Annotated in this window: 12 protein-coding genes; 11 read left to right on the forward strand and 1 reads right to left on the reverse strand. The window is 67.5% G+C overall.

Features of this window, described 5'->3' with window-relative positions:
- The first annotated feature begins 342 nt into the window (after nucleotides 1-342).
- The 4 genes from EJC49_RS24675 (at nucleotide 343) to EJC49_RS24690 (ending at nucleotide 3,758) form a co-directional block, all read left to right on the forward strand.
- Nucleotides 343-891, forward strand: coding sequence for a dTDP-4-dehydrorhamnose 3,5-epimerase family protein (locus EJC49_RS24675; protein ID WP_126702584.1), 549 nt, complete (start codon nucleotides 343-345; stop codon nucleotides 889-891).
- Nucleotides 888-1,781 carry a Gfo/Idh/MocA family protein gene (locus tag EJC49_RS24680; RefSeq protein ID WP_126702585.1) on the forward strand — a complete coding sequence of 298 codons (894 nt, stop codon included), beginning with the start codon at nucleotides 888-890 and terminating at the stop codon, nucleotides 1,779-1,781. The genes EJC49_RS24675 and EJC49_RS24680 overlap by 4 nt, the downstream gene beginning before the upstream one ends.
- A complete protein-coding gene (locus EJC49_RS24685) occupies nucleotides 1,768-2,640 on the forward strand; it encodes a glycosyltransferase family 2 protein (RefSeq protein ID WP_170314859.1) in 873 nt (290 codons plus the stop codon). The genes EJC49_RS24680 and EJC49_RS24685 overlap by 14 nt, the downstream gene beginning before the upstream one ends.
- A gap of 134 nt (nucleotides 2,641-2,774) precedes the next feature.
- Complete coding sequence (locus EJC49_RS24690; RefSeq protein WP_126702587.1) at nucleotides 2,775-3,758, forward strand: IS1595 family transposase; 984 nt, start codon at nucleotides 2,775-2,777, stop codon at nucleotides 3,756-3,758.
- 446 nt (nucleotides 3,759-4,204) lie between these two features.
- On the opposite strand, the gene EJC49_RS25865 is transcribed toward EJC49_RS24690, so the two are convergent.
- Entirely contained in the window at nucleotides 4,205-4,399 is a 195-nt protein-coding gene (locus tag EJC49_RS25865; RefSeq protein WP_170314860.1) for a hypothetical protein, read from the reverse strand.
- Between the two features lie 116 nt (nucleotides 4,400-4,515).
- Here EJC49_RS25865 and EJC49_RS24700 point away from each other — a divergent pair, with 116 nt between their 5' ends.
- The 7 genes from EJC49_RS24700 (at nucleotide 4,516) to EJC49_RS24730 (ending at nucleotide 12,029) form a co-directional block, all read left to right on the forward strand.
- Nucleotides 4,516-5,295, forward strand: a complete 780-nt coding sequence (locus EJC49_RS24700; RefSeq protein ID WP_126702589.1) for a hypothetical protein — start codon at nucleotides 4,516-4,518, stop codon at nucleotides 5,293-5,295.
- A gap of 742 nt (nucleotides 5,296-6,037) precedes the next feature.
- A complete protein-coding gene (locus tag EJC49_RS24705; protein ID WP_126702595.1) occupies nucleotides 6,038-7,306 on the forward strand; it encodes a DNA-packaging protein in 1,269 nt (422 codons plus the stop codon).
- A 40-nt stretch (nucleotides 7,307-7,346) separates the two neighbouring features.
- Nucleotides 7,347-8,510 carry a phage portal protein gene (locus tag EJC49_RS24710; RefSeq protein ID WP_126702590.1) on the forward strand — a complete coding sequence of 388 codons (1,164 nt, stop codon included), beginning with the start codon at nucleotides 7,347-7,349 and terminating at the stop codon, nucleotides 8,508-8,510.
- Nucleotides 8,511-9,183: 673 nt separating this feature from the next.
- A complete protein-coding gene (locus EJC49_RS24715) occupies nucleotides 9,184-9,555 on the forward strand; it encodes a hypothetical protein (RefSeq protein WP_126702591.1) in 372 nt (123 codons plus the stop codon).
- A 116-nt stretch (nucleotides 9,556-9,671) separates the two neighbouring features.
- A complete protein-coding gene (locus EJC49_RS24720; RefSeq protein WP_126702592.1) occupies nucleotides 9,672-9,995 on the forward strand; it encodes a DUF6107 family protein in 324 nt (107 codons plus the stop codon).
- A gap of 250 nt (nucleotides 9,996-10,245) precedes the next feature.
- Nucleotides 10,246-11,163: a glycosyltransferase gene (locus EJC49_RS24725; protein WP_126702593.1), complete on the forward strand. Its 918-nt coding sequence runs from the start codon at nucleotides 10,246-10,248 to the stop codon at nucleotides 11,161-11,163.
- Complete coding sequence (locus EJC49_RS24730; protein WP_126702594.1) at nucleotides 11,160-12,029, forward strand: sulfotransferase; 870 nt, start codon at nucleotides 11,160-11,162, stop codon at nucleotides 12,027-12,029. Before EJC49_RS24725 ends, EJC49_RS24730 begins: the two co-directional genes overlap by 4 nt.
- The last annotated feature ends 129 nt before the right edge of the window (nucleotides 12,030-12,158 follow it).

The following is a 12,158-nucleotide window of genomic DNA, read 5'->3' on the forward strand; positions in this document are numbered from 1 at the left end:
GCCGGCCGGCAGCGGCGCACCGCCGTCGCCTGGCGGCGGCCCGGGTTCGTCTCGCGCCCGTCGGGTCGGTGTCGTCATGCTCGTGCCATCTCTCCGTTCAAAGCGCCGCGAGCCTGCGCTGGTTCCAATCCCGGCGAATCCGTCACGAGGACGAGGCCAGTTTGACAGCAAGCCGCCGATCGGCGCAACGCCAACGATCGGGCCGGGAGGGGCTTGACCCCGCGACGGCGGTTTGCGCAACTGGTTGGGAGCGAAACGACCGATCCGAGCGTTACGGCCCTGCCAGAAAAACGCTCGCGCGGCCCGATCGTCGCCGGCTCAACGCCATTGGTGAAGGTTTCGATGACAGAAGGGTCGATCGACGGCGTCGTGGTGCGGGATCTCGTCGTCCACGCGGACGCGCGCGGCGCGCTGCGGGAGCTCTATGTCGCCGACTGGGTGCCGACGCCCGCCTTCCAGCAATGGAACCTCGTGACCAGCCTGGCCGGCACCCTGCGGGGCGTGCATGTCCATCCCCGCCACAGCGACTACCTGCATGTGATTTCCGGTCGGTTGCTGCTCGGGCTGCATGACCTTCGCCCGGACGACCCGGCCGCCCGGCGGTCGCAGATGCTCGAACTCGACGCCGAGCGCCCGCAGGTCGCCTTCATCCCGCACGGGGTCTGCCATGGGTTCTATTTTCCCGTCAGCACCACCTACGTCTACGGGCTGAGCAGCCGATGGTCGGCCAGCGAGGAAAATGGCTGCCGCTACGACGATCCCAGGCTGGGCCTGCGCTGGCCGACGCGGGATCCGGTGCTGTCGCCGCGCGACGAGGCGCCTGCGACCGATTATGACGAAATGCGCGCTGCCTGGGCGGCGTCGACCAGCCGTCATGCGGAAAGCCCATGAAGATCGGCCTGATCGGCTGCGGGCGCTGGGGCCGGCTGATCCTGCGGGACCTCGTGTCGCTGGGCGCCGACGTGTCCGTGGTCGTGCCGTCCCAGGCCTCCCGCGCGACGGCCCTGGCGAAGGGCGCCGCATCGGCTTTCGCGACGCTCGACGCGCTTCCGGACATGGACGGCTACGTCATCGCCGTTCCGACCGTGTCGCACGCGGAGACGATCGACGCGCTGCTGCCGCGCGGCCGTCCGATCTTCGTCGAGAAGCCCCTGACCTGCGATGCCGCCAGCGCCGCGCGCATCGCCCGCGCCGCGCCGGACCGTGTGTTCTGCATGGACAAATGGCGCTATCATGGAGGGGTTCTCGAACTGGCCGACCTCGCGCGGTCGGGCGAGCTCGGACGCATCCTCGCGATCCACACCTGGCGGCTGGATTTCGGAAACCCGCACGCGGATGTGGACGCGAGCTGGATCCTGTTGCCGCACGACCTGTCGATCGTGCAGGAGGTCGTCGGCACCGTTCCGGCGGTGACGTCGGCGAGCGGCTATCGCAGCGGAGCCAGTGACGCCTCGCTCGTCACCGTGCTCGGCGGCGGACGGCACGGCCCGCTGGTCACCTGCGAAATCTCCTCGCTGCACCCCGTCAAGCGGCGGTCGATGGTGGTGGTCGGCACGACGGGCTCGGCCCAGTATGGCGACAGCTACGACACGTCGGTGCGGCTTTGCCGCCCCGGCGCGGAGCCGCAGGACCTGCCGATCGAAACCGGCATGCCGCTTCTGGCCGAGCTCGGCGCCTTCCTCGATCATCTGGCCGGCGGCGCCGCCCCGAAGAGCAGCGCGCAGGAGGCGGCGCTGGTGGTGGCCCGGGTGGCAGAGGCGCGGCGCCTTGCCGGATTCTGACGCTGCCCGCGCCCGGTCGCCGCGCCGCAGCCGGCGCTTCACCGTGCTGCTGCCGGTGCTGCGCCCGCCCTGGTTTCTCCCCCACGCGGTGCGGTCGGTGCTCGGCCAGACAGTCGAGGACCTGGAACTCTGCATCGTCTGCGACGGCGCGCCGCCGGAGACCGTCGCTGCCGCGCGCGACCTGGCAGCTGTCGACCAGCGCATCCATGTGTTCCGCTTCGCCAAGGGCGAACGCCACGGCGAGGCCCATCGCGCGGCGGTGCTCGACGGCGCGCGATCCCGCTTCGTTGCGCAGATCGGCGATGACGATCTCTGGTATCCCGACCATCTCGCGGTTCTCGCGCGGCTTCTGGCCCGGGCCGACCTGGCGGCGGTCTGCCAGGTCCGGCTGATGGCCGATGGCGTGGTCCGCCCGGTGCCGACGTTCTCGTCCCTCGCGGACCCGCACGTGCGCGAGCGGATGCTGTCGCAGACGTGGAATTTCTTCGGCCCCTCCGAGGCCGGATACCGGCTGGCGGCCTACCGCGCCCTGCCGGTGGGCTGGTCGCCGGCGCCGCCCGACCTGTTTTCGGACCTGTTCATGTGGCGCAAGTTCCTCCGCCAGCCCGACCTGACCTTCGCCAGCCGGTTCGCGGTCACGTCGTTGAAGTTCGGCGCCGCGGACTGGTCCGCGACAGGCCCGGAACAGCAAGCCGCGATCATCGCGCGGGAGGCGGCGCTGTTGCACGACCGGACGCGACGGGACGAGATAACCCGCATCGCCCGCGACGGCGTCGACGTGAGCCTGCGTGCCGAACCGACGCTGCGGGCGCGCCTGCTGCGGCCCTTCCGGACGGCGCTCGACGCCGTTCGCACGTAGGGCGGGCGTGGCGCTTCGCCCTGCCGCTGGGTTTGCGATTCACGAAATGGGACGAGATAGGAAAATAATCCTAATTATATACTTGACGTACCAACCCCGATTTGCGATAACAAACGCAACGGAAGGGCTTGGCCATGTTCGATATCACCGCACCGATCTACAACGACGCAGACAAGGCTCGCGAGCACCTGGAATCCATCCATTGGCCGCACGGTCCGAACTGCCCGCATTGCGGTAACGTGGACGCTGCCCGCATCAAGAGGATGGAAGGCAAGTCCACCCGTCCCGGCGTCTACAAGTGCAACGACTGCCGCAAGCCGTTCTCGGTTACGGTCGGCACCGTCTTCGAGCGCTCGCATATCCCGCTCAACAAGTGGGTGCTGGCCTCGCATCTCATGGCCGCTTCCAAGAAAGGCATGAGCGCGCACCAGCTGCATCGCATGCTCGGCGTCACCTACAAGACCGCTTGGTTCATGGCGCACCGCATCCGCGAGGCCATGAAGGAAGACGTTGCGTCGTCCGGCCCCATTGGCGGCGAAGGCAAGACCGTCGAAGCCGACGAGACCTATATCGGCAAGCGCGAGACGCCCCGTAAGCTGGCCCGTGGCCGTGTGCCGACCTACACCAAGTCCGGCAAGTCAGGCGGCGCACAGAAGCGCATCGTGGTCGGCCTTGTGGAACGCGGCGGTAAGGCTCGCATGTTCCACCTGAACGACGCCACCAAGGATACCGTGCGCGACGTTCTAGTTCGCAACACCGACCGCGCTTCGATCCTCTACACCGACGAGTCCCGCCTCTACACCGAAACGGGGACCGAGTTCGCGCAGCACCGCACCGTGAAGCATTCGGCCAAGGAATACGCCCGCCGCGAAGGCGACGTGGTTGTGCACTCTAACACGATCGAAAACGTGTTCTCGGTCTTCAAGCGCGGCATGGTCGGCGTCTACCAGCATTGCGGCGAGGCTCACCTGCACCGCTACCTCGCTGAGTTCGACTTCCGCTACAATCGCCGCACGGCACTCGGTATCGGCGATGCAGAACGCGCGTCTGACTTGCTGCGCAACGCACGCGACAAGCGCCTGACCTATCGGCGGATTGGTGAAGCCGGTCACGCCTAAGCAGAAGGCGCGCGCCCTACTTCGCAAGCGCAAAAAGAAACAGGGCCTGTGAATCGCGTGTTTAAGACGCGAGCGGACTTGTATTGAGAGTTCTTTTTCCGTTCCAATGGCTGCGGGGGTGATTCCATGCCCGGAAACACCCCCGCATTTGCAACCAAGCCACAGGACGGCTCGGCTATGAAAACGATCACCAGCCTACGTTTCCCGGTGAGTCCGTCAAGGTGTCCTGCGGCGCAATGTACAGGGGCCAATCATGGCACTCTATCGAGACGAGACGCGCGTAAAAAAGGCAAACCCACACTCCGCATTTGAGACTGTCCATAAACCCGGCGTGAAGGTCCCTTACTCGGGCATATATCGGTGCGTGAACTGCGGAGATGAGAACTGCTGCAATAAGGGCGATCCCTTCCCGCCGCAGAACCACCATCAGCACCAGAGCCAAAGCCCTATAGGGTGGCAGCTTCTGGTGATGGCTGTGCAGAAATAAGGCAGGCCTGCTCAACAGGCGTCTGCAGATAGCGCCCCCATAGAGCCGGGGAAAGATCGGCCAAGGACAGGACAATGCTATGCAGCTTTGAAAGCTCGAAGTTGCCTTCTAGCATCTTAGCTGCCTTGGCGACGTCCGGGTCTATGTGGATCATCAGCTTTATCCTTTGCGGGCTTCTTTCCCTTCCCGGTCTTCGGTTCGGGAGGGGTTTTCAACAGGCGGCGGAGGACCTCGTCACCTTTTTTTTCGTCATCACTTGGAGCGTCTTTCATGAGAAGCGACCTCACTGAGCTGAAGGACCGACTAGCTGTTGCGGATGAGGAAATCGGCGCGCTGGAAGCGCGAATTGATGCCTTCACAAGAGCGGAGGTGCACCAGCATGTCCGACCTCATATATCCCAGCCCTTTGCCTTCGACGTCGTTGCAAGCTTGAAAAGGCCAGTTCCTGCAGCCGCTACCGCTCGGGCTGGAATGATTGCCAATGAAGTCCGCTCAGTGCTGGACGGACTCGCCTCGGTCCTGGCTGTCCGGAATAATCAAGACCCAAAGAATGTCTATTTCCCGATATCCAAGTCGAAGGCCATTTTTGAAGATGACGGCATGCGGAAGATCAAAAAGCTATCTGCCGCAGATCAAGCGCTCATCGTCTCCCTGCGCCCTTACCGCGAAGAAAATCGCCTACTCTTCGGCCTACACGAGGCGGATAGGACGCGCAAACATCAGCGCCTATCATTTTGCGCCGCGGGGAATGCGAACGCGACGATTCCGGGCCTCGCTACCGCTGTTGGCGGTGGCCAGATCCATTTTGAAAACGTCACTTTCAATGGCGTCCACACTCAGTCGATGACACTGGGGGGCAGCGTCGACTCGCTCGACATGCCGGTGGGCCGGGAAATCGTCGTCGCCTCTGGCGTGCCATTCGGTCTTGACGTGCGCTTTGAATACACAGTCGTCTATAGCGAGCCGGAAGAACTCGCAGGCCAGCCCGTTGTCAAGACCCTGAGATGGTTTGCGTTAGAGGCTCAGAAAATCGTTTCAATGTTCGATTAGCGGCCTCGCGCATGGCGCGGTAAATCGTGCAAATGGCCGCCCGCCCGCCATCGCCCTCGATATCTTGACTCCACAGCGCATCGAGGCCCGCCTCAATCATGGCGGGCGTGATCTCAATCTCGTCCCTCGTCGTCTCATCCATCGTCATAGGAAACTTCCCGTTTCCTTGACGCACCTACCGGCCTGTCACGCCGCCGAATCATGCCCGTTTCGGCATTGGTACGTCAAGTATATAATTAGGAAAATAATCCTTGACACCGTGACGGCGGACCTGTAGGGTTTCGCTATCGTCGGAAAATTGCGTCCAGAGAGCGTCGCCCGGGCCGGGAGGGTCGGGCGCGGCGTGTTCGGCGCGGGCTGGCGACAGCTTCGAGCGACCCGGGGCGGGCGTGCAGCCTTGCCCACGAGAACGGGCGTTCGGTCTTGCCCGCGAGAACGGGCGTGCAGCCTTGCCCACGAGAACGGGCGTTCGGTCTTGCCCACGAGAACGGGCGTTGGGTCTTGCCCACGAGAATGGGCGTTGGGTCTTGCCCACCAATTGAAAGGCCCGGCACGCCCGCACGAGAACGGGCGTCCGGCCCCGGCCGCGGACTTGAAAGGCCGGAAACGCCCGCACGAGAACGGGCGAGGAAAGACGAGGTGGCGCTTGACGAAGAGATCGCCGGATCGCTTCGACCCGCCGACGAGCGACGCCTGGCGACGGCTCGCGGCTCCGCCCGAGGCGCCCTGGCCCCCGGCATCGGTGGCCAGGCGCGGTGAGCAACTGCTGGATGAATGGCTGTTTCAGGCGCGCGGCGAGCAGTATCCGCTGTGGCGGCTGTATCCCGGCGTGCCCGGCGGCTGGCTGGTGATCGGCGGTCGCGGCGCCGGCAAGACCCGGCTGGGCGCCGAATGGGTGAACGGCATGGCGCGCGGCCATTCGCCCTTCGCGCTGGAAAGGCACGGCCAGATCGCCCTCGTGGGCGAGACGCTGGCCGACGTGCGCGAGGTGATGGTGGAAGGCCCCTCCGGCATCCGCGCGGTCGCGCGCGGCACGCTGCCGCGCTTCGAGCCGTCGCGGCGGCGGCTGGTGTGGGAGTGCTCGGGCGCGGTGGCGCAGATGTTTTCGGCCGAGGATCCCGACAGCCTGCGCGGGCCGCAGTTTTCGGCCGCCTGGTGCGACGAGCTCGCCAAGTGGAAGCACCTGGACGCGACCTTCGACATGCTGCAGTTCGGGCTTCGGCTTGGCATGCGGCCGCAGCAGCTGATCACCACGACGCCGAAGCCCTCGGCGCTGTTGCGCCGGTTGATGGCCGATCCGGCCTTCGAGACGACGCGGATGTCCACCCGCGACAACGCGCCGAACCTCGCCCCCGGCTTCATCGCCGCGATCGAGGCGCGCTACGGCAACACCCGCCTGGGGCGCCAGGAGCTCGAGGGCGAGATGATCGAGGACCGCGAGGGGGCGATGTGGTCGCGCGAAAAGCTGGAGGCGGCGCTGTCGCCCGGACTCGCCGGCGCCGCGCTGTCGCGCGTCGTCGTGGCGGTGGACCCGCCCGCCGGCTCGCGCCGAAGCTCGGATGCCTGCGGCATCGTCGCCGCCGGGCTGGTGAGCCCGAACGAGGCGCTGGTGCTGGCCGACGCGACGGTGCAGGGGCTGTCGCCGCAGGGCTGGGCCGCGCGCGCGGTGGCGCTGTATCACGAGCTGGAGGCCGACTGCATCGTCGCCGAGGTGAACCAGGGCGGCGACATGGTGGCCGCCGTGATCGGCAACGTCGACCCCGGCGTGCCGGTGCGCAGCGTGCGCGCCACCCGCAGCAAGCACACGCGCGCCGAGCCGGTGGCGGCGCTCTACGAACAGCGCCGGGTGCACCACGCGGCGCGCTTCCCGGCGCTGGAGGACGAGATGTGCGACTTCGGCCCCAACGGGCTGTCGTCGGGCCATTCGCCCGACCGGCTGGACGCGCTGGTGTGGGCGATCACCGAACTGATGCTGCGCGGCGCGCCGGAACCGCGCGTGCGCGCGCTCTGACAGCGACACCAGACCTCTCAAACCACGAGCGGAGACGACCATGCGATTGACCTGGCCGTGGGCGAGCCCGCGGACGACCCCGCGCGCCGCCACGCCCCCCGAGCGCAAGCAGGCGACGGGCTTCCTGGCGCTGCATCTGGACGGCGAGGCGCGCTGGACGCGGCGCGACTATGCCGGGCTCGCCCGCGAGGGCTACATGCAAAACCCCGTGGCCCACCGGGCGGTGAAGCTGGTGGCGGAGGCGATCGCCGGCCTGCCGCTGGTGGCCTACGAGGAGGGGCGGGAGCGCGCCGACCATCCGGCGCTGGCGCTGATGGCGCGGCCCAACGCGCGCCAGAGCGGCGCGGATTTCCTCGAGGCGCTGCACGGGCACCTGCTGATCGCCGGCAATGCCTATGTGGAGACGGTGCCGGCGACCGGCGGCACGATGGATCTGCACCTGCTGCGCCCCGATCAGGTGACGGTGGACTGCGACGGCGACGGCTGGCCGCAGGCGCTGGACTATCGCGCCGGCAGCACCCGCCGCCGCATCGCGCTCGGCCCCGAGGGCACGGGGCTGCATCTGTCGCTGTTCCACCCGCTGGAAGACCATCTCGGCTTTGCGCCGCTGGAGGCGGCGATGGCCGCGCTCGACACCCACAACGCCGCCAGTCGCTGGAACAAGGCGCTGCTGGACAATTCGGCCCGTCCCTCCGGCGCGCTGATCTACGCGCCCAAGGATGGCGGCGGCCTGACCGACGACCAGTTCGACCGGCTGAAGGCCGAATTGGCGCAGGACTACACAGGTGCCGCCCGCGCTGGCCGGCCGCTCTTGCTCGATGGCGGCCTGGACTGGAAGGCGATGGGGCTGACGCCGCGCGACATGGACTTCATGGAGGCCCGCAACGGGGCCGCCCGCGACATCGCGCTGGCGCTCGGCGTGCCGCCGATGCTGCTGGGCATCCCCGGCGACGCCACCTACGCCAACTATGCCGAGGCCAACCGCTCCTTCTTCCGGCTGACCGTGCTGCCGATGGCCGGCCGGACGCTCGCCGCCCTGTCGGGCCTCATCGACCGCTCCGGGCGGCTGAAGCTCTGGTACGACCCCGACGGCATCGGCGCGCTGGCGCCCGAGCGCGAGGCCCTGTGGCGGCGCGTCAACGCGGCGGGATTCCTGAGCGACGAGGAGAAGCGCGAGGCGGTGGGGTATGGGAGGAGAGAGTAGGGGCGTAGGGGAGTAGGGGAGTAGGGGAGTAGGGGAGTAGGGAGTAGGGAGTAGTGGAGCGCTCTGCTCTGCCGCCCTTGCCGCGTGGCGGAACCGGGGACGATGCCGACGGCGGCGTCATGGTGTCATCCGTTGAGGCCCGTCCGCCGCGGTCGCGCGGTGGTGGCGGGATGAGGGAGATTGCCGGGACGCGGCGTCGGGCGAGCCCGCGGGAGGCAACCGAAATCGCCGTCTCGCAAATGACGATGAACGCTGCGATCGCGCGGGTTCGGCAGATCGAACCAAACTGGCAACCGACGCCCCAGATCTACCAGACCGCGCGAGGACTGATCGAGGCGAACAATGCCAACGCGCGCGAAGCCCAAAGCCGGTACGAGGTGCTGCGGGATTGGGGGCTCGCGCCCGGACGATATGCGGTGGAATCGCAGCCTGCCCGAGGACCTGGTCGCAACTGGACAGCCGGGGAAATCCGCGAGAATAGTCGAATCGGCCGGAAATACGGGTGCCACACGTGTGGGAACACAGACCCGGGAAATGGAGGCGTTCGATTCCACCTGGATCACCAGGCACCAGATCGAATGAACAGAAGTGGAAGTCCACAACGTATTTTACCACACTGCGTCGCATGTAGTCGGCGAAAAGGCGGCGCCATCCGCAGACTGACGAGGAAAAAATGAACCAGGCCGCAACCTACCAGTTCCCCGTGCCGAACGCGTTGTTCTACGTCCGAGACTCCGAAAGCCTCGACGATCCGTTCGTGGACGGAAAAGGCAGTTTCTGGCGGACGGATGGCGTGATCGCCATCGCCTGTCAGGGGGACGTGAACGGCCCCACGATGATCGTGGTCAACGGAGACGCGGAGAGCTACGCGGGATTGTCGCTGCTCACGGCGTTCGACCTCGCGGCGCCAAGCAGGTGCCTGACGTTCGAAACGGTTCCGGATGACGTGTTTCACGAGATGACGCTGGATGCGACGGTCGCGCATGTCGAGGTGTGGACTGAAGGCAACCCGAACACGGCGAGGGTCGTGCTGAAGATCGGGTAGACGGGCGTGGTGCGTCCTTCGAGGCTCGCCCCAAGTGTGAAGCCTAGCCTCGAAGGACGCATGACCGATATCGGCCGTTCGTCCCCACCCCATCCAACAGCAACGGAAGCATCGTCATGTCGGAATTTGCCGAGACCGCCTGGATCTGGGCGGCGAAGGGGGCCGGCGCGGTGGCTGGCTCGGCGATTTCGCTGGCCTACATCCTGCCGCGCGGCCGGCGCGAAGCGGCGATCCGCTTTGCCGTCGGCACCGCCTGCGGGCTGGTGTTCGGCGGCGCGGCGGGGCTGAAGCTGGTGGCCGAGCTCGGCATTGCCGATGCGATCGGCCCGGCCGAGACCATGCTGCTGGGCGCCGCCGCGGCCAGCCTGACCGCCTGGTGGGCGCTGGGCTTCGTGATGCGGGCGTTCAAGCGCGGCGGGAGGGCGTCGGGCGGGGGCTGAGGGCGAGCGCCCATCACCGGAGACGTGGGCCGAGACCAGCCGGGCGAGCCTGTTTCGCCGACGATCCTGCCGCAAACGCAGGGAGCGGGCGGCGCGTCGACAGGATGGTGGGGAGCAGCAGCAGGTCGGCACCGGAACGGGCGTGCACGCCGTGCAGCAGCGCGTCGCGGCGCGATTGCGCGGGATCGAGCGCCGGCGTAGACAAGGCCCGCGCGGGAGGCGGCCGCGCGGGGATGGATGTCGAGGCACGGTGAGCAAGCGGGTTCTGTTCCACAGGTCGTTCGGGCGATTTGCCGGCGGGCACCTGAAAGTGTTCGACTATTTCGAGCACACCAGGGCGACCGAAGGCTTCGAGGCGGCCATCTACCTGACGCCCGACAGCCTGCCGGCGAACCCCTGGGCGGACGGGGCCGCCATCACCGACCGCTACGCGCCCGAAACCGCCGACATCCTGTTCGTGGCCGGTATGGACTGGCAGGCACTCGACGGCTTTCCCGGCATCGAGGAGCGCAAGCCGGTGATCAGCCTGATCCAGGGGCTGCGGCACGCCGCCCCCGACACGCCGCTCTACGAGGCGCTGGGACGGCGCGCCGTGCGGATCTGCGTCAGCGCCGAGGTGGCCGAGGCGATCCTGGCCACCGGCCGGTGCAATGGTCCTGTGCATACGATCCCCAATTGTCTCGACCTGGCGGAGCTGCCGGCGGCGGCCGAAGCCGGACGGATCGATGTGTTCATCGCCGGGATGAAGCAGCCCGACCTGGCGGCGGAGCTGGCATCCCGGCTGGCGCGCCACGGGCTTTCGGTGGACTGCCAGACGAAACAGGTCGAGCGGCGGACGTTTCTCGCGCGCATGGCGCGCGCACGGATCGCGCTGCTGCTTCCGTTGGCACAGGAAGGCTTCTTCCTGCCGGCGCTCGAGGCCATGGCCATGGGCTGCGTGGTGATCTGTCCCGACTGCGTGGGCAACCGGTCGTTCTGCATCGACGGCGTGAACGCGTCGATGCCGGAAGCCGAGGCGGCAGCGATCGAGACGGCGGTCCGGCAGGTGTGCCGGTCGCCGGATCTCGCAGCGCGGCTGCGCCGCAGTGCGCTGGCGACGAGCGCGCGCCACGAGATCGCGACCGAACGCGCCGCCTACCAGACCATCCTGCGCCGGATCCAGTCATGACGGACTGCCATCGGCCGACCGACGCCCTCCTGACAGGCCTGCCGCGCTCGGGCACGACGCTGACCTGCCATCTGCTGAACAAGCTGCCCGACAGCGTGGCGCTGCACGAGCCGATGCAGGTCGCCGAACTGGCCGCGCTCGCCCCGTCGGACATGACCGGCCGGATCGAGGCCTTCTTCGCGCAGCAGCGCGCGATGATCGAACGAGAGGGCAAGGCGACCAGCAAGTCGAACAACGGGTCTGTTCCTTCCAATCCGTGGGGGAACCCCGACGAGTCCGGCGTGCGCAGGCCGCTGATCGATGGACTCGAAATCGAGGTCCGCAACGTCACCGGCCCGGATTTCCGCCTTTACATGAAGCATCCGGCGTTCTTCACCGCCGCGCTGCCGATCCTTGCAGCGCATTTCGAGTGCTTCGCCATCGTGCGCAACCCGCTGGCGGTCCTGCTGTCGTGGCGAAACGTGCCCCTGGCGGTGGGCGAGGGCTGGATGCCGGCGGCCCAGCGGCACGACCGCGCGCTGGACGCGGCGCTGAAGGCGCAGCCCTCCGTGCTCGAACGGCAGTTCATCCTCCTGGACTACTGTTTCCAGCGCTATGCCGACCACCTGCCGGGACGGACGCTGGCCTATGAGGCCATCATCGCCTCGCGGGGGCGGAGCCTGGCGCTCGTCGATCCACGGGCCGAAAGGCTCGACGAAGCGCTCCATTCCCGCAACGGGCTGCGGCTCACGCGTGATCCGGACGCCTGCGACATTGCCCGGCGGCTCGTCGACCGGGACTCGCCGTGCTGGCTGTTCTACGACCGGGCGGAGGTCGAGGCGGTGGCGTCGGCCGCCGCGCACCGGAGCACCCGCACAGCCGGCTGACCGGGGCGGAGCGCCGCTTCGCCGGCCCGCCGCGCGGACGCAAGACATCACAACGGAGGCGAATCATGACGAACAGGACCCTGTCCTGGGCGCGAAAGCGCGCGTTCGCGGGCAGCGGCGGCAGGCCCG

This window comes from Aquibium carbonis (assembly GCF_003970795.1).
In the GTDB taxonomy this organism is placed as follows: Bacteria; Pseudomonadota; Alphaproteobacteria; order Rhizobiales; family Rhizobiaceae; genus Aquibium; species Aquibium carbonis.